The organism is Enterobacter sp. NFIX58, assembly GCF_900110475.1.
GTDB lineage: Bacteria > Pseudomonadota > Gammaproteobacteria > Enterobacterales > Enterobacteriaceae > Enterobacter > Enterobacter quasiroggenkampii.
Map to the genome: position 1 here is coordinate 837961 of NZ_FODW01000001.1, position 21566 is coordinate 859526.

A 21566-nucleotide genomic window follows, 5' to 3' on the forward strand; every position below is an offset into this window, starting at 1 on the left:
AACATCGAATCTTTCTCGACGTAGCGCGCATTTAATAACGCCATTCCCTTTATGGAGCGGCGTTATGTCAGACGAATTTTTTCTCTCCCTCCGCCACTGCCTGCATCATTTGTACGGCGTGGCGCGCACCCTTTCCTGGCTGCATTTTCTTCCCCTGGCCCTGCTTGCGCTGGCGATTTTTCCGCTGACCGGCTGCGGTGATAAACACGAAAACAAACCTGACCCAGTGCGTAAGGTACGCTACGTCGTCGTTGGCACCGCCCACTCCCTTCCCGCGCTGGAAAGAACCGGTGAGATCCATGCCCACGATGAAACGACCCTGAGCTTTCGCACCGGAGGCCGGATACTGACGCGTAGCGTTGATATTGGCGACCGGGTCACTGCCGGACAGCTGCTGGCCACGCTTGATAATACGACCGGGCAAAACCAGCTCGACAGCGCCGCGGCCGACTATGAAGGCGCCAAAGCCTCAGCCCAGGTCGCCGCGCTTAACGTCAGTCGCATGCAAAAGCTTATGCCAACAGGCGCGATAGCCCGCACGCAGCTCGACAGCGCCCGGGCTGACTGGCTTGTCGCTCGCGCGCGCTTAAAAAGCAGCGAGGCCGCATGGCGAAATGCCCGCGAAAGTCTCGGCTGGACGCGCCTGATCGCCCCACAAGCGGGCGTCATCACAGCCGTGAGCGCCTCTGCGGACCAGGTTGTCAGTGACGGTCAGTCCGTGCTGACGCTGGCGACCGGGGAAGCCCGCGACGTGGCGTTTGACATTGCCGCGCCCGATGCGATCCCGACTCTGGATAAAGCGGTTTTGCAGGTTTCCCTCCTCAGCGACCCGTCGGTGCAGGCGTCTGCCGTACTGCGGGATATCACCCCGCAGGCCGATCCTCAGACCCGCACGTGGCGCGTCAGAGCTACCCTGCAAAACCCGCCGGAGGCCATGGCGCTGGGCGCCAGCGTCACCGTGACGTTGCCCTCCGACGCCCCGCACGGGTACGCGCTTCCCGCGTCGGCGCTGACCCGCGTCGGCGACAAACCGGCCGTTTTCGTCATTACCCCGCGGTCGCAGGCGCAGCTGCGCGTGGTGGTGCCCGTCGGCTATACGGCCTCCTCCGTCATGATTGCCTCCGGCCTTGAGCCCGGCGACAGGGTGATTACGGCGGGCGTGAGCACATTACGATCCGGCGAGGCGGTGATGGCCGGAGAGGTTCAGCCATGAATACAGGATCGGAAACCAAATTTAACCTCTCTGCCTGGGCGCTGAAGAACCAGCAGATGGTCAGCTTTTTCATGCTGCTGGTAATTGCGATGGGCGTGTTCTGCTATGAAAAGCTGCCGCGTAACGAAGATCCGGCATTCACCATTAAAACGGCCGTCGTCTCCGCACAGTGGCCGGGAGCCTCCGTGACGGATACCACCCGCCTGCTGACCGATACGCTTGAAAAAAAGCTGCAGGAAACGCCCTGGCTGGACTATCTCGAAAGTGAAACCCGTGCCGGACGCACCGTTATTCACGTCAACCTCCGTGATGATACGCCCCCGCAAAGCGTGCCCGATATCTGGTATCAGGTTCGCAAAAAAATGCAGGACATCGCGCCGTCCCTGCCCGAAGGGGTGCAGGGTCCTGCCGTGGATGACGAGTTTGACGACACGTTCGGCACAATTTACGCCTTTATTCCCGAAGGTTTCACGCTGCGGGAGGTGCGGGATCGTGCAGAGACAATACGGCGCGAGCTCATGTCTCTGCCGGATATGGGTAAAACCACCCTGCTGGGCGAACAGCAGGAGCAGTGGGTTCTCGCCTTTTCTCCGGCGCGCCTGGCCGGTATGGGGCTGGATATTCAGGAGGTTACCGACGCCCTCCGGGCGCAAAACGCCGTTGTCCCGGCAGGAACGATGCGTACCGGGCAGGAGAACATGGCGATAAAGGTCAGCGGAGCGCTCACCACCGAAGCGAGTTTACGCGCCGTCACGCTGCACGTTAACAATCGCTATATTCCGCTGACCGACATTGCCACCGTCACCCGGGAAATCGCTGAGCCACCGGCCCCGGCCTACCGGGTGAACGGCAAACCGGCTATCGGGCTGGCGGTGTCGATGGCGCCGACAGGCAACATGCTGCGTTTCGGTGCTGCGCTGAACGCAAAAATGGCGACCCTCAGCGCCGGGCTGCCGCACGGTATCGAGATGGTGAAAGTCGCCGATCAGTCAGCGGTGGTCAGTGACGCGGTAAGCGGGTTTATCCGGGTACTTATCGAAGCCGTTGTTATCGTGCTGGCGGTTTCATTTGTCTCGCTGGGTTTGCGGGCCGGACTGGTGGTGGCGACGGCCATTCCGCTGGTGCTTGCCATGACGTTTGTCGGCATGATGCTCGCCGGTATTGGCCTTCAGCGTATCTCGCTCGGGGCGCTGATCATTGCCCTGGGCCTGCTGGTGGATGACGCCATGATCGCCGTCGAAACGATGGTCTCCCGGCTGGAAGCCGGGGATTCCCGTCGACACGCGGCCACCTATGCATTCAAAACGACGGCCTTCCCGATGCTCACCGGTACTCTGGTCATGATTGCCGGTTTTATTCCCGTTGGTTTTGCGGCCTCCAGCGCCGGTGAATACTGCTTCTCTCTGTTTGCGGTGGTGCTCATCGCCCTGCTCTGTTCCTGGGCCGTCGCGATCCTGTTTTCGCCGCTAACAGGCACGTGGCTGCTGCCGGAAAAAGTCAGACATCACGCGGCAGGACCGGGAAGGATCGCGCGCGGGTATGGACGGCTTTTACGCCTTGCGCTCCGCCACCGGCTCGCTACCGTACTGATTGCGCTTGCCGCGCTGGGGCTGTCAGCGTATGGCACGACGTTTATGCAGGGCGAGTTTTTCCCCGCCTCGGACCGGCCCGAGCTGCTGGTCAGCCTGACGCTTCCGGCCAACGCGTCGCAGCCGGAAACGCTCAGAGAGGTGGAAAAGCTGGAAAAAGCGCTGGCCGACAACAGCAATATCGATCGCTTTTCGACGTACGTTGGCTCAGGCGCCATCCGTTTTTACCTGCCGATGGACGTGCTGCTGGAAAATGAAAATATCGCCCAGTTGGTTGTCGTCGCGAAGGATCTTGCGGCGCGGGATCGTCTGCACGCACAGCTCAACACGATCCTGGCGACGCAATTTAGCGACATCATCACGCGCGTGTCGCCCCTTGAGCTGGGGCCTCCCGTCGGCTGGCCCATCAAATATCGGGTGAGCGGGCCGGATTATCTGCAGGTTCGGGCGCTTGCGAACCGTCTCACGGACGCGATTGGCCGCTCACCGTTCTCACGCGACGTTAACCAGACGGCCGGAGAGCCGGAGAGAGTCATTACCCTTGAGGTAAATCAGACGGCGGCCAGAGCGGCGGGAATATCGTCAGAAAGCCTCGCCCGCACGCTGAATACCGTCTGGTCCGGCAGCGTTGTCACGTCCATCAGAGATAATGACCGCCTTGTCGACGTGGTGCTCAGGGCCGAGGAAAGCGCGCGCCAGAGCACCGCCACCTTCTCCTCACTCACGATTCAGGGGAATGACGGTAAAAAAATTCCGCTCAGCGCCGTCGCAACGCCGGTTTGGGGCGTGGACGATCCGGTCATCTGGCGTCGGCAGCGTGTGCCCTTTATCACGGTGCAAACCGACCTCGCCCCGGGGCTGAGGGCTGAAGCGGTATCCGCCGCGCTGCGTCCGACGGTGGATAAACTGCGCGCGAGCCTGCCCGCAGGTTACAGCATTGAAGAAGGCGGCGCGGTTGCCGAATCGGATAAGGGGAACAGCTCCGTCTTTACCGTTCTTCCGGTAACGCTGGTCATCATGCTGTTGCTGCTGATGCTTCAGCTGCGGCGATATTCCCGGATGCTGCTGGCACTCCTGATGGCCCCGTTTGGTTTACCGGGGATCGTGCTGGCTATGCTGCCTGGCGGAACGCCGATGGGGTTTGTCGCGCTGCTGGGCGTTATCGCCCTGGCGGGGATGATCGTGCGTAACGCGGTAATATTGATTAGCGAGGTTGACAGCAATCTTGCCCAGGGTATGGCAAATGATGCCGCGATTATGGCGGCCGCGGAGCACAGGGCCAGACCCATCTGTCTGACCGCCTGTGCCGCCATTCTGGGGATGATCCCCATCTCTCACCAGGTCTTCTGGGGCCCAATGGCCTATGCCATCATCGGTGGGCTGCTGGCTGCGACGCTGGTGACGCTGACCGTGTTACCCGCGTCGTTTAGCCTGCTGTTACAGTGGGGGGCTCAGCGCAAAGCCACAGCCGACGGGCCGGGCTGAGTCTCCATTTTTCTCCGATTACGCGGCGGTGAGCGCAAAACGGTCTGTCAGGACATGGCGGATTTCATCCTCCGCCAGCTGCCGCGTTTCAGTGCCGTTCGCCGTGATGGTTTTCAGCATATCGCCCAGTAAAATCTGGCGCCCTTCCGGGCTATGCTGCACCACCACCCGCTTCTGCACAAAGATCGCATCCGGGTGCGTGGAGTTCAGGTAGTTGGCCGGGACGAAATCAATCCACTCCTGAGGCGTGAGATCGAAGCCGTATTGTCGGGCCCATTCGCCTTCCACCTTCGCCTCGAGCAGATACTCACCCTCTGCGCTGCGGCTCAGGCGAAACGTGTCAAAATCCTGGGGGACATCCACGTCAAGCGTGTCCAGCGCCATCGGGGCGCGGATGCCGTAGCTGCCGAACCCGAGATCGCAAAGCCACTGCCTGCTCTCCACTTCAGCGATTAACGCCATATGGGTTTTTGGCCGCCGCGCCGGGTAGAACATCGGACGCGCCGCCACGAAACGGTAAGGAATACCGAGTGCCTCCAGCGCCATGGCGAAAAGCCCGTTCACCTCATAGCAGTAGCCGCCGCGCCCTTTCTTTAACACCTTATCGGCAATGTCGTCTGGCGCCAGCGAGACAATTTTACCTGCCTGCACGTCCAGATTTTCAAAGGGAACGGAAAAGAGCTGATGACGCATCAGCGCATGCAGGGTGGTCGTATCGGCCGACGCCGGTCCGGTGTAGTTTATGCGTTTGAAATACGAGGAAATGTCGAAATTATCGCTGTGCATATTGCCTCCTTGTCCTGAACATGCCGGACACTATAGATGGCGCGCATCATTGGCTGTATAGTCAGTTTTATCGAAAATTAGCCTGAACAGATACCCATGTCTGCCCCGTCCACCTCCTCACCACACTATCGCCGGATTGCTGAGAGTCTACGCCTCACGCTCTCTTCAGGAGCATTGCGAGCCGGTGGCCGGATGATCTCCGCGCGTAAACTGGCCGAGCGCGAGCACGTTAGCCTTCCGACAGCGCTGGAGGCCCTTCGCTGCCTTGAGGCGGAGGGGCTGATCGTTGCGCGTCCGCGTTCGGGTTACTACATTCGCCAGATCAGCCAGCCTCAGCGTGCGGAGCCCGCGCGTTCCCCGGCAGGCCCGGTCCCCGTCACCCTGTCCGCCGTGGCCCGGTCGCTGTTCAGCAGTGCAGAAGCCCGTCTTGTCCCGCTGGGCGCCGCCCTGCCCGATCCCGCGTGGCTGCCCGGGGAGGCGCTGCAGCGGGCGTTGCACTCCGCGGGTCGTCGTCTGGACGCGCATGGGCAGAGCTACAGCCTGCCTCCGGGAAGAGCAGACTTGCGAAGTAAGATTGCCGCGCGCGCTGCGCAGTGGGGAGCCCGTTTCGGCGCGGACGATCTTATTATCACCGCGGGCGCGACGCAGGCGCTGCGCCTGGCCCTGCGGGCCGTGTGTCAGCCAGGTGATGTGGTGGCGATTGAGCAGCCCGCCTACTTCGGCACGCTCCTGCTGCTGGAGGATTTAGGCCTGAAGGCCTTAGAAATCCCCACCGATCCTGCTGAAGGCTTGTTACTGGAACCGCTGGCTGACGCCATCCGCTGCCACCGTCCTGCGGCCGTTCTGGCCTCGCCCACCGTGCAAAACCCATTGGGTGCCAGCATGCCCGTCGCGCGCAAGCAGGAACTGGTTGCTCTGCTTGAAGAAGCCGGTATTCCTCTGATTGAGGACGACGTTTACGGTGACCTGGTCGGTGACGGGCAACGTCCTCCGGCCTGCAAAGCCTTCGACCAGAGCGGGAATGTGATTTACTGCAGCTCCCTGTCTAAAACGCTTGCGCCGGGGTGGCGAATCGGCTGGATTGCCGCCGGACGCTATTACACGCAGGTCTTGCAGGCCCGCATGGCCGGAGAGTGGGCCGGTGCGCCGCTGCTGGAAGCCGCGACGAGCGAGATGCTGGCAAGCGGCGACTACGACCGTCACCTGCGGCGGCTAAAGCGGCGGATCGCTGAGGGAATCGCCGCCGTCGTGGCGCAGGTCGGGGTCAGTTTTCCCCCCGGTACCCGCGTAAACGTGCCCGCAGCTGGCTTTCTGTTGTGGGTCGAACTTCCTCCGCAGGTCAACGCGCTGGAGATGCATCGTCGCGCGCTGGCGCGGGGTATTGGCGTCAGCCCCGGTCCCCTGTTTTCTCCTGGCGCAGAACTCACGCACTTTCTGCGGCTAAACTGTGCAAACGAACCGACGCCCCGCCTGCTCAATGCCGTGGAGCAGATTGGTGCGCTATGCCATGAGCTGGCCGCTTTCACACCAGACTCTCCAGCCACTCGGTAAATACCCGCACCTTGCGGGAGAGATGACGGTGTGGGTAGAGCAGTGACAGTTTGCGGTCCGGCGAGCGACAGGCTGGCAAGACCTCAACCAGCAGGCCGCGGTCAATGTAAGGCTGAAGAAAGAGATTCATCCCCTGCATTACCCCCAGCCCGGCCAGGCCTGCCGCGATGTAGGCCTCGGAGTTATCCACCACCAGCTTACCGGGTAGCGCGATCTCCGCGACGCCTTCTGGCGTAGTAAACGTCCACGGCTGAATGTGCCTGCTGCTGTTGTTAATCCAGTTGATGGCCTGATGCTTGCGTAAATCCTCCAGCGTTTCTGGCGTACCGTGTTTTGCCAGCCAGGCCGGGCTGGCACAGGTCGTGATTTTGATGTTCCCGACTTTACGCGCGATATAGTCGCCATCGTCCAGCTCGCCCACCCGCAGCACGCAGTCCAGGCCATCCCGCAGCATATCCCGACGGCGGTCAGAGCTGCTCAGAATGATCTCGATCTCGGGATGCTGACGATAAAAATCAGGCAGATTGGGTATCACCCGCAGCGTTGCAAAAGAGACAGGCATATCGACTCGCAGCTGGCCGTGTATTGCACGGTCCGAACCAAACGACTCCAGTAATTCATCCGCCTGCGCCAGCAGGGGTTTACTGCGGCGATAAAACGCTTCCCCATCCGGCGTCAGGCTAATCCGACGCGTTGTGCGCTGCAGGAGCCGCGTGCCGCTGTGTTGTTCCAGAAGCTGCAGCGCTTTGGTCACTGCCGGTCGATGGACCTGCAGATTCTCTGCCGCCTGGGTAAGGCTCCCCGAGTCGACAATTTCAATAAAAATCCGAATAGATTCAAAAAGGTTTATTTGCATAAGGGATGTCTTGCCGCGAGCGGGAGAAAATGATTGTTATTGATTTTATAACAGTGATGAATCTTTCTGGCTATTTTTCCTAACAATCTTACTCTCTACACTCTCCCTCATTCAAACGTAAGGGAGAGTCTGCTATGAAAAATAACCGTATCTGTCAGATCCTGGGTATCGAAAAGCCCGTTATTCAGGGACCGTTATCCTGGCTTACTGATGCCCGTTTAGTGGCCGCGGTCAGCAATGCCGGAGGACTCGGCGTGCTGGGTCCCAACGCAGGGTTAACCGCCGATACCGCGGTCGCCACGCCGGAAGCAACCGCCGAAAAAATGCGGGAAGAAATTCGTAAAACCAAACGGCTGACCGAAAAACCCTTCGGCGTTAACCTGATCCCCACCGCCGTTAATGACGTCTGGACCGGGCCAATTCTTAAGGTGGTAAAAGAAGAAGGCGTCAGGGCCGTGGTGTACACGGGCTACGGGGAAGGCAGCATTATTCCCGCGCTGTTTAGTGAGTTAAAAGAGGCGGGCATTGCCATTATCTACCGCGACATCAATCCCACGCCGGAAAACACCCTTCTGGCTGAAGAGATGGGGGCAGACATCATCGTCGCCACCGGTTTTGACGAGGGTGGGACGCTACCCGCGACGGCGCTGGGGACCTTTTCCATCGTGCCGCTGATTGCCGACGCCGTGAAGCACGTCCCGGTGATGGCCGCGGGCGGTATTACCGATAATCGCACCGCCAGAGCGGCGCATGCATTGGGTGCGGAAGGCGTGTTTGCCGGTTCGGTGTTTATCAGTACCGAAGAAAGCCGCGTGCCGCAGGGGGTCAAAGAGAAAATTGTTGCCGCCAACGGCCTGGACCTGCTGCTTTTCCGCACCGTCCCCCACTACTATCGTTCTCTTCCCGGCAAGCTGGCGGAAAAACTGGCGGCGATGGATAAAGCGGGCGCAAGCAACGAAGCGCTGGGCAAGGCGATGGGCGGATTACGGGGCCTGCGCCTGGGCATGCTGGAAGATAACACCGATGAAGGCTATATCGCGCTCGGCACGGGGATCGGGAATATCCGCAGCGTGAAAAGCGTGGCCGAGGTTGTTGATGCGTTAACGGTTGAGTAAGCCCTCAGCGTCCTGACGGTTATCAGGACGCCCTGTGTTCTCAGGGAATAATCCGCGAGGCTCTCAACTGCGCGAACAGGTGGAAAAACATCTCATCCGTCGCCTGCATTTGCGTAAAGCCCGCCCTGCGCAGCTTGCTCCCGTCACCAAACATGTCGTAGTTCCAGCTAAAGACAAAATCGGCAAACCGCCCGTCGCTCAGCTGCAGAATATCCGCTTCCACCAGCCGCTCTCCGGCAAGCTCGCGCCATACGCCGCGATAGTCCGTAAACAGCTGATGAAATGACAGCCTCACCGGCGGTGCAGAGTCCAGGTCAAACCAGCGTGCGATGCGCGGCCAGAGCTCGCTCCAGCGCCAGATATCGCCATTATTCACGTTGAACGCCTGATTTTGTGCCGCAGGTGACGCGGCGGCCCACAGCGTTGCCTCGGCCAGCAGCCCGGCGTCGGTATGGTCAACGATACTGTGCCAGGTCTGTTCCGAACCGGGAAAACGCAACGGTAAACCCAGCGCCTTGCACAGGGAGGCGTACAGGGCAATGCTCAGCGCAAGGTTCATGGCATTGCCCGGTACCGCACTCCCTACCACGCCCGGCCTGATGGCATTCCAGTGCCAACCTTTCCCCCGCTGAAACTGGCTGAGCCACGCAAGCTGCGCGGCGTTAAATTCGGCACCCGGTACGCCGGGATCGCTTTCGCGCGCCGGGGTTTTAAACGGCCCCAGATGCGCGCCGTAGACCTTGTACCCCTGCATCAGGCTTACCGTCTGCAAAGGTGCCGTTTTTTCGAGGATGCTGACCAGATTACGCAGCATGGTGACGTTCGGCTCAACCATGTCTTCCCAGTTCGCCGCGTTCGCCCAGGCGCTGTAAAAGAGATGGGTGGCACCGTCCAGGGAGCACAGCGCCCGGGCGCTGTCCTTTTCATCCAGTAAATCTATCTTGACCATCGGAATGCCGTCAGGATGCGACCCGGCATGGCGGCTAAGGCCGATCACCTGCCACTGATGGTGCAGGAGCGTGTTGACCATCTGTCTGCCGACAATGCCGCTGGCGCCCGCGACCAGGGCGACGTTGTGTTGCTGCCTATTATTCATGGTATTTCTCCGGAAAGGGTGACAGACGCAGTGTGATATATTATTTTTTCTGGAGATATCCCATGAAACCGATGGCACTTATAAGCAAAATCATTAAATGAATAATAAGCTCAATGCCATTTCTACCTTTCTGCGCGTCGCTGAAGCGGGCTCGTTTTCAGCGGCTGCCCGTCAGACCGGTATTAAGCAGTCCGCCGTCAGTCAACAGATCGCGGCGCTTGAGGAATCGCTGGGTGTGGTACTGCTGCACCGTACGACGCGTACGATGAAGCTGACCGAACAAGGGGAACGCTACCGGCGTGATATGCAGCTCGTGCTGGACGCCATGGGGGAAGCGGAGAGACGTTTACATCCTGTCGATCATAGCGTTCAGGGACGCGTCCATGTCCAGTTGCCGAGCGGCCTGGGGCAGATCATTTTGCCGCATCTGCTGGCGTTACAGCGCCTGCATCCCGAGCTGCAGCTGATGCTTTCCCTGGATGACCGCCTTGCCGATCTGGTGGCGGAGGGCGTGGATGTCGCGATACGGCTGAGCAGCGAGCCTCCGCAGGCGCACGCGGCTCGCGTGCTGGGACGGATTGAAGCTGCACTGTTTGCCGCTCCCGGTTTTCAGGCGGTACACGCGGTCAGCGAACTGGCGACGCTGCCACACGTACGGTTCAGCGGCATTCCGCCGGATGCTCCCCTGCGCCTGATGTCTGACGAGGAAACGGTCGAGGTCAACGTGAATACCGTTTTCCGTGCCAACACCAGTGAGGCGCTGCTGCAGGCGCTGGAGTCAGGCATCGGTATCGGCGGCATGCAGCGACCGCTCGTGGCCAGGGCTCTGCAGGCGGGCACGCTGGTACCGGTGCTGCCCGACTGGCGGTTACCCGATCGCTTCCTCTATGCCGTTTATCCTGATGCCCGCTTTATTCCGCAGCGCGTCAGAAAGGTCGTCAACGTGATTGAGCAATTACTGCCTGAGATCGCGACCCACAACGCCACAAAATAACCGCCTTTTACCTCGCCACCGGTAAATCCGCGTATCGCGTCGTATAGGCCGGTGACAACATCTCTCGCTTCATCGCCCACGGTTTCTCAATCCCCTGCCCGGCGAACCATATCTTCCCTTTGCCGGAGTGATTGACGCTGTCGATCATCTCCATCAGCGCCGCGCTGTTGGCGCGCAGGCGATTGTCGTCAAACAGATTAAGCTGAGCGACACCGCTGCTGAAAAAGTCCGCCAGCATGACCCCGGCCTTCATATAGCGATACCCGTCGAGCCATATCCGCCCCAGCGCTTCAGTGGCGGCACGGATGATATCCCGCGAGTCATTGGTGGGCGTCATCAGGGTGACCGAAGCCTGATTACCGTAATAAATTTCGTTGTCCGCATGCGGGCTGGTGCGCACAAACACGCTGATAAAACGACAGTATTGATGCTCGCCGCGCAGTTTCTCTGCGGCGCGTTCCGCGTAGGCGCAAATCGCCTGGTGCATCTCTTCATATTGCGTAATGCGATGACCAAACGAACGGCTACAGATGATTTGCTGCTTCGTGGGGGTGTACTCTTCCAGGTCAAGACAGGGCTCGCCGCGAAGCTCGCGCGCCGTACGCTCCAGCACCACGTTAAAATGTTTGCGAATGACCCACGAGGAGGCCTCCGCCAGCTCCAGCGCCGTGGTAATCCCCATCGCGTTCAGTTTTTTCGTGATGCGCCGCCCTACGCCCCATACCTCCTCTACCGGAACCTTTGCCAGCAGTTTACGCTGCCGCTCCCGGCCCGACAGATCGACCACGCCGCCGGTACTGGCCCACCGTTTCGCCGCATAGTTGGCCAGCTTCGCCAGCGTTTTTGTCGGGGCAATGCCGACGCCAACGGTTAAGCCCGTATTTTTAAAGACCTGCGTGCGCATCTGGTGTCCGAACGCTTCCAGTGCAAGGCAGTTACCGATCCCTGAAACGTTCACGAACGCCTCGTCGATCGAGTAAATTTCTATGGCCGGAGCGAGATCGGTCAGCGTCTGCATCACCCGACTGCTGAGGTCGGCATACAACGCATAGTTTGAACTGAAGACGTAAACCCGTTCCGGAAACCGTTTTTCTTTGAATTTAAAATAGGGCTCACCCATTTTTATGCCGAACTGCTTTGCCTCCCGCGACAGTGAAATAATGCAGCCGTCGTTGTTGGACACCACCACGATGGGCTTCCCCTCCAGATCGGGGCGGAATACCTTCTCGCAGGAGGCATAGAAGCTGTTCACATCAACCAGCGCGAACATGTTTATGCGTTTTAAGCGTGTGGGTGACGACGCCGAAGATCTGCAGCTCCTCTTCGGACTGAAAGGTAATCGGCTGATAGCGGGCATTATGCGGCAGAAGTCTCAGAGCCGGGCGCGTCTGTAGCTCTTTCACCGTAAACTCACCGGCGACCGACGCCACGACGATATCCCCATGTTCGGCATTTAACGAACGATCGACCACCAGCAGATCGCCGTCGCCGATCCCCGCCCCAATCATGGAGTCTCCACTCACCTTGATAAAATAGGTCGCACTGGGATGTCTTACTGCCAGCCGGTTAAGATCGAGACGATCTTCCACATAATCCTGCGCCGGACTGGGGAAACCACAGGCTACACGCTCTGCAAACAACGGTAATTCAATAGATTGGTTTGGATGATAAGAAAAGAGAGTGTCCATAATGTCTTTCTCGCCAGATACTGTATATAAATACAGTATTACGGATTATGGCCAGGGATCAAGGTCATTTCCGGAAGCGAACCCAAACGCGTTGAAGTGTCAGAAGATTTAAAACGCGCAAAGCCCGGAAGTGCATGTCGGGCTTTGCGCCTGTGACGATCAGTCCATCAGCGTATTCAATGTTTCCAGCGCGTCAGGCGGCAACTGCAGTTCCCCCGCCGCGAGGTTTTGCCGCAAATGCGCCACGGAAGAGGTGCCCGGGATCAGCAGAATATTCGGGGAACGCTGCAGCAGCCATGCCAACGCAACCTGCATTGCCGTGACGCCCAGAGAATCCGCCACAGCCTTCAGCCCGGACGATTGCAGCGGCGTAAAGCCGCCCAGTGGGAAGAACGGCACATACGCGATCCCCTGCTGCGCGAGCAGATCCACCAGCGCATCATCACCCCGGTTCACAATGTTGTACATGTTCTGCACGCACACCACCGGCACCATCTTCTGCGCTTCCGCGACCTGGGTGGCCGTGACGTTGCTCAGGCCAATATGCCGCACCAGCCCCTGCTGCTGTAATTCTGCCAGGGTGGAGAGCGGTTCAGCAATCGACCCTTCCGCTGGCCCGTGCGCGCTAAACATGATCCGCAGGTTCACCACATCCAGCACGTCCAGCTGCAGATTACGCAGGTTGTCATGCACCGCCTGCGTCAGCTCCTGCGCGGAAAAGGCCGGCAGCCAGGCGCCTTTGTCGTTGCGACGGGCACCAATCTTGGTGACGATCGTCAGATCGTCCCGATAAGGATGAAGCGCCTCGCGGATCAGCTGGTTGGTGACATGAGGGCCATAAAAATCACTGGTATCAATGTGGTTCACCCCCGCCGCCACGGCCTCGCGTAACACGTCCAGCGCGGCCTGCTTATCCTTCGGCGGTCCAAAGACGCCCGGCCCGGCCAGCTGCATCGCGCCGTAGCCCAACCGTTTCACCGTCCGCGTCCCGAGCGCGTATGTCCCGCTTTTATCAATGCTGCTCATGTTGACCTTCCTCATAAAAATGATCCGGATTTACAACAGGTTCCCTCTGGGAGCCTTTAGTTAAGCGCGAGTTAATTAAAGTTTACATTCTCTACGACGATAGTAATGAAGTAACCCTGCATCTTCTCTAACGGACGACCGCTATGCTGAAAAATCTGCACGTGATTACCGGTATTATCTTTGCCCTCACCATATTCTGTCTGCTGCAAGTTGTCACGGGAGGGTTGTTCTACTCTGCCGTCAGCAACGATCGCCATAACTTCCAGAACTCCGGCGTACTCAACGCCCAGCAGGAAAGCCTGAGCGACAGCGTGAACACGCTGGTGAAAACGCGCGTCACCGTCACCCGCGTGGCGATCCGCTATCTGAAAAACCAGCGTGACCCGGCTTCCCTTGCGGCGATCAATAAACTGCTGGGCACCGCAAGCGACTCGCTGGCAAAAGCCGAAGCCTATAACAAAGAGTGGCAGAAACTGCCGCAGGTTAAGGGCCAGGAGGCGGCATTGACCGACGAGATGCAGAAATCCTGGAACCAGATGCACGAAGTCATGCGTTTATCGATTGAGTATCTGCGCGCCGATAACTATCAGGCCTATGGCGATCTGGACGCGCAGCAGGCGCAGGACGATATGGAAGCGGTCTATAACCGCTGGCGCGCCGAAAACAACACCCTGCTGAAGGCCGCAACCGAAGAGAACCAGAGCAGCTTTACGCAGATGCAGTGGACGCTGGCGGCAATTCTGCTGGCCGTTATCGCGGTTCTGGTGGTCATCTGGCAGGGTTTACAGCACCTGCTGTTAAAACCACTCCACTCCATTATGAACCATATTCGCGCCATTGCAGGGGGCGACCTGACGCAGGATATCGCTATCTCGGGCCGCAATGAGATGGGTCAACTGGCCGCGGGCCTGCATGAGATGCAGCAGTCGCTGGTAACCACCGTCAGCGCCGTGCGCGGAAGCACCGATTCCATCTACACCGGCGCAGGCGAAATTGCCGCAGGAAGTAACGATCTTTCCGCCCGCACCGAGCAGCAGGCCGCCTCGCTCGAAGAGACCGCCGCCAGCATGGAAGAGCTGACCGCGACGGTTAAACAGAACTCCGATAACGCCCGTCAGGCCACGCTGCTGGCGAAAAACGCCTCTGAAACGGCCGCGCGCGGCGGTCACGTCGTGGATAACGTGGTTCGCACCATGAACGAAATCGCCGACAGTTCGCAGCAAATTGCGCATATTACCAGCGTGATTGACAGCATCGCGTTCCAGACGAACATTCTGGCGCTTAACGCCGCGGTGGAAGCGGCACGCGCCGGGGAACAGGGGCGTGGCTTTGCGGTTGTCGCGGGCGAGGTCCGTACGCTGGCGAGCCGCAGCGCGCAGGCGGCGAAAGAGATCAAAGGGCTTATCGAGAACTCCGTCAGCCGGGTGAATACCGGTTCTGAACAGGTTAGCGAGGCAGGCACCACCATGAAGGAAATCGTCGCCGCCGTTACCCGCGTGACCGATATCATGGGCGAGATTTCCTCTGCCTCTGACGAGCAGAGCCGCGGCATTGAGCAGGTGAGCCTGGCCGTTTCGCAGATGGACAGCGTGACGCAGCAAAACGCCGCGCTGGTGCAGGAGTCCGCCACGGCGGCAGCGGCGCTGGAAGATCAGTCCGAACAGCTGCGCCAGGCGGTGGCCGCGTTTCGTCTGAACGGCAAAGAAAAAGCAGTAGCTCCACGTCCGGCCAGCGTGAAGACGCCTCAGCTGTTGCGCCCGGCAACCGCAAACGCCGCCACCGACAACAACTGGGAAACCTTCTGAGTTTCAGGCGGGCGAGAATATCGCCCGCTAGCGGCTGCGCTTGGCGTGCCGCTCCCAGTTCTCCTGTTTTGCTTCATCGGATTTACGCAGTGAAACGTAGCATGCCCCGCTGCCGCCGTGATGCGGCAGCGCCACGCAGAAGGCCTGTACATCCTCGAACTCGGTTAACCAGCGCGCCAGATAGCTGCGCACCACATTAGGATGTGAGTTCTGCTCCCGCCCTTTCCCGTGAATGATAATCAGGTTACGTAACCCGTCACGTCTGGCCTGGCAGATAAAAGAATAGAGCATCTGACGGCAGCGTTCGGCGGGCTGGCGCAGGAGGTTTAAGCTGGCCTGGCGGGCATATTTACCCGAGCGCAGCTTATCGATAACGCCCTGCTGCACCCCTTCGCGCTGGAACGCCAGCGGTTCTTCCAGGGGAAGAAGGTCAAGAAAATCCAGCGTCAGGAAGTTATCCAGCTGTTCACTATCCACCTCCTGGCGCGTCCGCGTATTGCGGCTGGGCTGCCAGTGAATATCCGGGCCACGCTTCAGCGGCTGGACATCTTCCATGGCGTCAAGAAAAAAGGATTTGTCGTCAGGGTTCATGGATATCCTCCGGCTACAACTGAGGACGGTACTATACCTGCGCCCGAGACAGGCCTCAATCACCGTTACAGGCCGTCGTGCGCAACAAATATTAACCTGATGAATATATATAGTATTTATAAAATAAACTTAAATATGACTTAACTAAAATTTCAGCAAAGATGAAATAAGTGATTTGTGTTAAATTTTCGTAAAATCAAACACTCAATATCCTTTCATTTTGCGGGAAAGGTGTTATACCTAAATATACCTGCTTCATGGATATAATACTCAGGATTGGCGAAAGGACGCACTGCTGTGTGTACTGGAGGATCTGTCTGATGTCGGGCAGATCCTGTTTTTTTATTATCTCACTTTCACGCCACGATTATTTTCCTCGCTTCCCGTCTGAACTGTGTAATTAACGATTCAGCCAGGGGCGTCTGACGTGAATCGCGGCGCTGAATTAAATAATATGCTGCTTTTGGAAGCGATTCGACAACCGGCAGCATGACCAGGCGGTGCGCCAGCAGCGGGTCACACCCTAGCTCCTGCGGCAATATGCTTAGAAAATCACTTTGCGCAACCAGGCTAATACAGGAGGAAAAGGTTTCGCAGACCACACCAATTCGCGGTATTTGCGAGCGATGGCTAAATACCTCTTCTAACTGCTTATAATAACTTCCCCGCGGCGTCGGCATTGTCCAGTTATAATGCAGAAGTTCATTAATCGACGTTGCCCCTGTTGCCGGATGCCCTTCGCGACAAAATACCGCAAACGGCTTTTCGAAGAGTTTTTCAAACGTAAATTCCTGGTCGTAAGGTCCCTGATAATAGGTGTTGATGGTGAAGTCCAGTTCGCCCTGCCGTAATTCGTTAATCATCGACACCAGCTGTCCTTCCATTATCCGCACTTTGACCTGCGGATGTTGGGCATGAAAGCGGGTGATGACGGCGGGCATCAGGGTGCGCGAAACGCTGGCCCCCATCCCGATGTTGATCTGCCCGGCCTGTTCCCCCTGCCGCTGACGAATGTCATCCTGCGCCGCGCGCAGCTCTTCCAGAATTAGCCGGGCGCGCTGGTAAAAACCCTCGCCGCATTCGGTCAACGCGACGCCCTTACTCCTGCGCACGAAAAGCTGCGCCGCCATGCCCTCCTCCAGCTCTTTGATGGATTTGGTCAATGCCGGCTGGGAAAGATTCAGCGTCCTGCTGGCACCGCGAATGCTGCCCTGACGAGCAACTTCAACAAACGCCCGGAGATGATGGAATTTAACCTGAAATGACATAGCCCGACCGATAACCGTTGTTTATCAGAGTAAAGAAACTGTCATCTACTTTACTGGAAAGGGATGTGCGAGGGTAATTCCTGAACGGTTAAAACTGTGAAAAATCGGTTAGTGATAAGTAAAAACTATCACAGCGTGAAGCAGTTCACATATTTTAATGAGGACAGGAACAGATATGGACACACTGGCGCACTACATCCAGACGTTAACCCCGCAGTTGAGCGCGTGGCGTCGCGATTTTCACCATTTTGCGGAATCCGGCTGGGTAGAGTTTCGTACCGCCGCGAAAGTCGCGGAGACCCTGGATTCGCTGGGTTACGCGCTGGCGATGGGGCGCGACGTCGTCGATGCCGAAAGCCGGATGGGGCTGCCCGATGACGCGACCCTGGCGCGAGAATTTGCCCGCGCGCGCAAGCAAGGCGCGCCTGAGAAATGGCTGGCGCCGTTTGAAGGCGGCTTTACCGGCATTGTTGCCACCCTGAATACCGGCCGCCCTGGCCCAACCCTGGCGTTTCGCGTGGACATGGACGCCCTTGATTTAAGCGAAGCGCTCGACGACAGCCATCGCCCGTTCCGCGACGGGTTTGCCTCCTGCAATCCGGGAATGATGCACGCCTGCGCACACGACGGCCACACCACCATTGGTCTGGGGCTGGCACAGGTGCTTAAGCAGAATGAAGCCCTGCTGAACGGCACCATCAAGCTGATCTTCCAGCCTGCCGAAGAAGGAACGCGCGGCGCGCGCGCCATGGTTGCCGCCGGGGCGCTGGATGACGTGGACTATTTCACGGCCATTCATATTGGTACTGGCGTGCCTGCCGGGACGGTAATCTGCGGCAGCGATAACTTTATGGCCACCACCAAGTTCGACGTGAGCTTCACCGGCGTGGCCGCACACGCGGGCGGTAAGCCGGAGGACGGTCGTAACGCTCTGCTCGCCGCCGCGCAGGCCGCCCTCGCCCTGCACAGCATCGCCCCGCACAGCGACGGCGCATCCCGGGTAAACGTCGGCGTGATGCAGGCGGGCAGCGGACGCAACGTGGTGCCCGCGAATGCGCTGATTAAGGTTGAAACCCGCGGTGAAAGCGAAGCGATTAATCAGTATGTCTTTGAACGCGCGCAGGCGGTGATTACCGGCGCAGCGGCGCTCTACGGAGTGAGCGCGGAGATGCGCCTGATGGGGGCAGCCACCTCCAGCGCGCCGACGCCGGCCTGGGTTGATTATCTGCGCGAACAGGCGAGCCAGGTTTCCGGGGTTGTTCACGCCATCGATAAGGTGAAAGCCCCGGCCGGATCCGAAGACGCCACGCTGATGATGGCCCGCGTGCAGCAGAACGGCGGCATGGCGTCCTATATGGTGTTTGGCACGGATTTGAGCGCCGGACATCACAACGAAAAATTCGACTTCGATGAGCAGGTGATGCCTGTCGCCATCGAAACGCTGGCGCGAACTGCGCTGAATTTCCCGTGGACGCGAGGTGTGTAATGCAGGAGAACTACGCTTTTATTGCCGATGCGATCGATACGCGATGTCGGACGTTAACCGATATTGCCGACGCGATCTGGGATCGCCCCGAAACCCGCTTTGAAGAGTTCTGGTCCGCCGAACGGCTGGCCAGCGAGCTGGAAGCCGAAGGCTTCACGCTGACCCGCGAGGCAGGCGGTATTCCAAATGCCTTTATCGCCAGCTTCGGCAGCGGAAAACCGGTTATCGCCCTGCTGGGCGAGTACGACGCGCTGGCCGGGTTAAGCCAGCAGGCACACTGCGCGACCGCGCAAACCGCCACGCCGGGGGCTAACGGCCACGGCTGCGGACATAACCTCTTAGGCACCGCGGCGCTTGCGGGCGCGGTGGCGGTGAAAAGCTGGCTGGAGCAGCACGGCGGCAGCGGAACGGTGCGTTTTTACGGCTGTCCCGGTGAAGAAGGCGGCTCCGGGAAAACCTTTATGGTGCGCGAAGGGCTGTTTGATGACGTCGATGCCGCCGTCACCTGGCACCCGGAAGCCTTTGCCGGGATGTTTAACGTCAGCACGCTGGCGAATATTCAGGCCGCCTGGCGTTTTCACGGCGTGGCGGCGCACGCGGCCAACTCCCCTCACCTGGGACGCAGCGCGCTGGACGCCGTGACGCTGATGACCACCGGCACCAACTTCCTTAACGAACACATTATCGAGAAAGCGCGCGTCCATTACGCCATTACCGATACCGGCGGGATTTCGCCCAACGTGGTGCAGGCGCAGGCCGAGGTGCTGTACCTGATCCGCGCCCCGGAGATGGCGGATGCGCAGCAAATCTACGAGCGCATCGAGAAAATTGCCCAGGGCGCGGCGTTGATGACTGAAACCACCGTCGAATGCCGCTTTGATAAAGCCTGCTCCAGCTACCTGCCGAACCGCACGCTTGAGGCGGCGATGTATCGCGCCCTGCAGCACTACGGCACGCCGGAGTGGACCGACGAAGAGCGAGAGTTTGCCCGCGAGATCCGCGCCACGCTGACGCCCAACGATTTGCAAAACAGCCTGAAAAATATTGCCGCCACGGGTGGTGAAGCGGGTAAAGCCTTTGCCCGTCGTCATCAGGCGACGCTGTTGGTGGATGAAGTCGCGCCTTATGCCGTCACCGACAACGTGCTGGCAGGTTCAACCGACGTGGGTGACGTCAGCTGGAAAATGCCGGTCGCCCAGTGCTTCAGCCCCTGCTTTACCGTCGGCACGCCGCTGCACACCTGGCAACTGGTATCTCAGGGGCGAACCTCTATTGCCCACAAAGGCATGCTGCTGGCCGGGAAAGTGATGGGCGCGACCGCGCTCAATCTGCTGCAAGACGCCGCGCTGCTGAAAAAATGCCGTGAAGAGTTCGAACAACAAATACAAGAAAAACCGTACGAGTGTCCTATCCCACGAGGCGTGACACCGTCACCTTTAAAATAAAAAAACACAACACAACAACACAACAGTCCCGAGGAACGCCCATGAGTATGTCATCCATACCTTCGCATTCCCCATCCGGTAAGCTCTATGGCTGGGTTGAAAGGATCGGCAATAAAGTGCCGCACCCTTTCCTGCTTTTTATCTATTTGATTGTGATTTTGATGGTCGCCACCGCCGTGCTCTCCGCCTTTGACGTCAGCGTGCGCAGCCCGGCCGACGGCAGCCTGGTGGCGGTGAAAAACCTGCTGAGCATTGAAGGGCTGCACTGGTTTTTACCCAACGTGATTAAAAACTTCAGCGGATTCGCCCCGCTCGGCGCCATTCTGGCGCTGGTGCTGGGCGCCGGGCTGGCTGAACGCGTCGGCCTGTTGCCTGCATTGATGGTGAAGATGGCTTCTCACGTCAGCGCGCGCTACGCGAGCTACATGGTGCTGTTTATCGCCTTCTTCAGCCATATCTCCTCCGACGCCGCGCTGGTGATCATGCCGCCGATGGGGGCGCTGATCTTCCTCGCCGTCGGGCGCCATCCCGTGGCGGGGCTGCTGTCCGCGATTGCAGGCGTGGGCTGCGGCTTTACCGCCAATCTGCTGATCGTGACCACCGACGTGTTGCTCTCGGGCATCAGTACGGAGGCGGCGAAAACCATTGATGCGGCCATGCACGTCAGCGTGATCGACAACTGGTACTTTATGGCAAGCTCGGTGATTGTCCTGACGATTGTCGGCGGGCTGATTACCGATAAGATCGTCGAGCCGCGGCTGGGTAAATGGGAAGGCCGCAGTGATGAAAAGCTGGAAACCCTGAGCAAAGAGCAGCGCTTCGGCCTGCGCGTGGCGGGGATTGTCTCGCTGGCGTTTATTGCCGCGGTGGCGCTGATGGTGGTACCGGAAAACGGCATATTGCGCGATCCGGTTAAACATACCGTCCTGCCTTCGCCGTTTATCCAGGGCATCGTGCCGCTGATTATCCTCTTTTTCTTCGTCGTCTCGCTCGCCTACGGTATCGCCACCGGTAAAATCCGCCGCCAGGGCGATCTGCCGCAGCTGATGATCGAACCGATGAAGGAGATGGCGGGCTTTATCGTGATGGTGTTCCCGCTGGCCCAGTTTGTGGCGATGTTTAACTGGAGCAACATGGGTAAGTTTATGGCCGTGGGCCTGACCGACGCGCTGGAGGCGGCCGGGTTAAGCGGCGTACCGGCGTTTGTCGGCCTGGCGCTGCTCTCCTCCCTGCTGTGCATGTTTATCGCCAGCGGTTCCGCCATCTGGTCGATTCTGGCCCCGATCTTTGTGCCGATGTTTATGATGCTGGGGTTCCACCCGGCTTTCGCGCAGATCCTGTTCCGCATCGCGGACTCTTCGGTCATTCCGCTGGCGCCGGTTTCGCCGTTTGTTCCGCTGTTTTTAGGCTTCCTCCAGCGCTATAAACCCGAGGCCAAACTGGGTACCTACTATTCGCTGGTTTTACCCTACCCGCTTATCTTTTTAGGGGTATGGCTGGTGATGCTGGTGGCATGGTATCTTGTCGGCCTGCCGATTGGACCGGGGATTTACCCGAGGCTGAACTAAAGGA

17 protein-coding genes are annotated in these 21566 nt (G+C 59.0%); 9 read left to right on the forward strand and 8 right to left on the reverse strand.

All coding sequences use genetic code 11. The features are described 5' to 3' along the window. Positions 1-64: 64 nt before the first annotated feature. The gene (locus BMW97_RS04070) at positions 65-1213 is read left to right on the forward strand and encodes an efflux RND transporter periplasmic adaptor subunit (RefSeq protein WP_045910366.1); all 1149 of its coding nucleotides are present in this window, start codon (positions 65-67) and stop codon (positions 1211-1213) included. Continuing rightward, entirely contained in the window at positions 1210-4287 is a 3078-nt protein-coding gene (locus tag BMW97_RS04075) for an efflux RND transporter permease subunit (RefSeq protein WP_090392552.1), read from the forward strand. The genes BMW97_RS04070 and BMW97_RS04075 overlap by 4 nt, the downstream gene beginning before the upstream one ends. A gap of 18 nt (positions 4288-4305) precedes the next feature. Here BMW97_RS04075 and BMW97_RS04080 read toward each other — a convergent pair whose 3' ends face one another. Beyond that, a complete protein-coding gene (locus tag BMW97_RS04080; protein ID WP_045910364.1) occupies positions 4306-5073 on the reverse strand; it encodes an arylamine N-acetyltransferase family protein in 768 nt (255 codons plus the stop codon). A 96-nt stretch (positions 5074-5169) separates the two neighbouring features. Here BMW97_RS04080 and BMW97_RS04085 point away from each other — a divergent pair, with 96 nt between their 5' ends. Further along, the gene (locus tag BMW97_RS04085) at positions 5170-6624 is read left to right on the forward strand and encodes an aminotransferase-like domain-containing protein (protein WP_090392554.1); all 1455 of its coding nucleotides are present in this window, start codon (positions 5170-5172) and stop codon (positions 6622-6624) included. On the opposite strand, the gene BMW97_RS04090 is transcribed toward BMW97_RS04085, so the two are convergent. Further along, positions 6596-7480, reverse strand: a complete 885-nt coding sequence (locus BMW97_RS04090) for a LysR family transcriptional regulator (RefSeq protein WP_045910362.1) — start codon at positions 7478-7480, stop codon at positions 6596-6598. The genes BMW97_RS04085 and BMW97_RS04090 overlap by 29 nt on opposite strands. Positions 7481-7614: 134 nt before the next feature. Between BMW97_RS04090 and BMW97_RS04095 the strand changes: the two genes are divergently transcribed. Next, positions 7615-8595 (forward strand): NAD(P)H-dependent flavin oxidoreductase, encoded by a 981-nt coding sequence (locus BMW97_RS04095; protein ID WP_045910361.1) that lies wholly within the window; start codon positions 7615-7617, stop codon positions 8593-8595. 40 nt (positions 8596-8635) lie between these two features. Here BMW97_RS04095 and BMW97_RS04100 read toward each other — a convergent pair whose 3' ends face one another. Continuing rightward, the gene (locus BMW97_RS04100) at positions 8636-9691 is read right to left on the reverse strand and encodes an SDR family oxidoreductase (RefSeq protein ID WP_045910360.1); all 1056 of its coding nucleotides are present in this window, start codon (positions 9689-9691) and stop codon (positions 8636-8638) included. Positions 9692-9788: 97 nt separating this feature from the next. Here BMW97_RS04100 and BMW97_RS04105 point away from each other — a divergent pair, with 97 nt between their 5' ends. Then, complete coding sequence (locus tag BMW97_RS04105) at positions 9789-10685, forward strand: LysR family transcriptional regulator (RefSeq protein ID WP_045910359.1); 897 nt, start codon at positions 9789-9791, stop codon at positions 10683-10685. A gap of 7 nt (positions 10686-10692) precedes the next feature. Here the strand turns inward: BMW97_RS04105 and umuC are convergent, their stop codons facing one another. The 3 genes from umuC to BMW97_RS04120 all read right to left on the reverse strand — a co-directional run bounded on the left by umuC (position 10693) and on the right by BMW97_RS04120 (position 13399). Continuing rightward, positions 10693-11955: a translesion error-prone DNA polymerase V subunit UmuC gene (umuC, locus tag BMW97_RS04110; protein ID WP_045910358.1), complete on the reverse strand. Its 1263-nt coding sequence runs from the start codon at positions 11953-11955 to the stop codon at positions 10693-10695. Next, positions 11939-12373, reverse strand: coding sequence for a translesion error-prone DNA polymerase V autoproteolytic subunit (gene umuD / locus BMW97_RS04115; protein ID WP_045910357.1), 435 nt, complete (start codon positions 12371-12373; stop codon positions 11939-11941). The genes umuC and umuD overlap by 17 nt, the downstream gene beginning before the upstream one ends. A gap of 159 nt (positions 12374-12532) precedes the next feature. Continuing rightward, on the reverse strand, positions 12533-13399 hold the full coding sequence (locus BMW97_RS04120; protein WP_039025407.1) for an aldo/keto reductase family oxidoreductase: 867 nt from the start codon (positions 13397-13399) through the stop codon (positions 12533-12535). Positions 13400-13542: 143 nt separating this feature from the next. On the opposite strand from BMW97_RS04120, the gene BMW97_RS04125 reads away from it, so the two are divergent. Next, positions 13543-15204: a methyl-accepting chemotaxis citrate transducer gene (locus tag BMW97_RS04125; protein WP_045910356.1), complete on the forward strand. Its 1662-nt coding sequence runs from the start codon at positions 13543-13545 to the stop codon at positions 15202-15204. A gap of 27 nt (positions 15205-15231) precedes the next feature. Here BMW97_RS04125 and smrA read toward each other — a convergent pair whose 3' ends face one another. Next, positions 15232-15795, reverse strand: coding sequence for a DNA endonuclease SmrA (gene smrA, locus BMW97_RS04130; protein WP_045910355.1), 564 nt, complete (start codon positions 15793-15795; stop codon positions 15232-15234). A 356-nt stretch (positions 15796-16151) separates the two neighbouring features. Then, complete coding sequence (locus BMW97_RS04135) at positions 16152-17063, reverse strand: LysR family transcriptional regulator (protein WP_045910354.1); 912 nt, start codon at positions 17061-17063, stop codon at positions 16152-16154. A gap of 175 nt (positions 17064-17238) precedes the next feature. Here BMW97_RS04135 and BMW97_RS04140 point away from each other — a divergent pair, with 175 nt between their 5' ends. The 3 genes from BMW97_RS04140 to abgT are packed head-to-tail and all read left to right on the forward strand — an operon-like array spanning position 17239 to position 21562. Further along, positions 17239-18549 (forward strand): M20 family metallo-hydrolase, encoded by a 1311-nt coding sequence (locus BMW97_RS04140; protein WP_090392556.1) that lies wholly within the window; start codon positions 17239-17241, stop codon positions 18547-18549. Continuing rightward, positions 18549-19994, forward strand: coding sequence for a M20 family metallopeptidase (locus tag BMW97_RS04145; RefSeq protein ID WP_045910352.1), 1446 nt, complete (start codon positions 18549-18551; stop codon positions 19992-19994). Before BMW97_RS04140 ends, BMW97_RS04145 begins: the two co-directional genes overlap by 1 nt. Positions 19995-20035: 41 nt before the next feature. Then, positions 20036-21562 carry a p-aminobenzoyl-glutamate transporter gene (gene abgT, locus BMW97_RS04150; protein WP_045910351.1) on the forward strand — a complete coding sequence of 509 codons (1527 nt, stop codon included), beginning with the start codon at positions 20036-20038 and terminating at the stop codon, positions 21560-21562. Positions 21563-21566: the final 4 nt, after the last annotated feature.

Coding starts and splice junctions, on each gene's coding strand:
- BMW97_RS04105 (WP_045910359.1), top strand. CDS start 9,789: ATGAATAATAAGCTCAATGCCATTTCTACCTTTCTGCGCGTCGCTGAA.
- BMW97_RS04090 (WP_045910362.1), bottom strand. CDS start 7,480: ATGCAAATAAACCTTTTTGAATCTATTCGGATTTTTATTGAAATTGTC.
- BMW97_RS04070 (WP_045910366.1), top strand. CDS start 65: ATGTCAGACGAATTTTTTCTCTCCCTCCGCCACTGCCTGCATCATTTG.
- BMW97_RS04125 (WP_045910356.1), top strand. CDS start 13,543: ATGCTGAAAAATCTGCACGTGATTACCGGTATTATCTTTGCCCTCACC.
- umuD (WP_045910357.1), bottom strand. CDS start 12,373: ATGGACACTCTCTTTTCTTATCATCCAAACCAATCTATTGAATTACCG.
- BMW97_RS04145 (WP_045910352.1), top strand. CDS start 18,549: ATGCAGGAGAACTACGCTTTTATTGCCGATGCGATCGATACGCGATGT.
- BMW97_RS04080 (WP_045910364.1), bottom strand. CDS start 5,073: ATGCACAGCGATAATTTCGACATTTCCTCGTATTTCAAACGCATAAAC.
- umuC (WP_045910358.1), bottom strand. CDS start 11,955: ATGTTCGCGCTGGTTGATGTGAACAGCTTCTATGCCTCCTGCGAGAAG.
- BMW97_RS04085 (WP_090392554.1), top strand. CDS start 5,170: ATGTCTGCCCCGTCCACCTCCTCACCACACTATCGCCGGATTGCTGAG.
- BMW97_RS04075 (WP_090392552.1), top strand. CDS start 1,210: ATGAATACAGGATCGGAAACCAAATTTAACCTCTCTGCCTGGGCGCTG.
- abgT (WP_045910351.1), top strand. CDS start 20,036: ATGAGTATGTCATCCATACCTTCGCATTCCCCATCCGGTAAGCTCTAT.
- BMW97_RS04100 (WP_045910360.1), bottom strand. CDS start 9,691: ATGAATAATAGGCAGCAACACAACGTCGCCCTGGTCGCGGGCGCCAGC.
- BMW97_RS04135 (WP_045910354.1), bottom strand. CDS start 17,063: ATGTCATTTCAGGTTAAATTCCATCATCTCCGGGCGTTTGTTGAAGTT.
- smrA (WP_045910355.1), bottom strand. CDS start 15,795: ATGAACCCTGACGACAAATCCTTTTTTCTTGACGCCATGGAAGATGTC.
- BMW97_RS04140 (WP_090392556.1), top strand. CDS start 17,239: ATGGACACACTGGCGCACTACATCCAGACGTTAACCCCGCAGTTGAGC.
- BMW97_RS04120 (WP_039025407.1), bottom strand. CDS start 13,399: ATGAGCAGCATTGATAAAAGCGGGACATACGCGCTCGGGACGCGGACG.
- BMW97_RS04095 (WP_045910361.1), top strand. CDS start 7,615: ATGAAAAATAACCGTATCTGTCAGATCCTGGGTATCGAAAAGCCCGTT.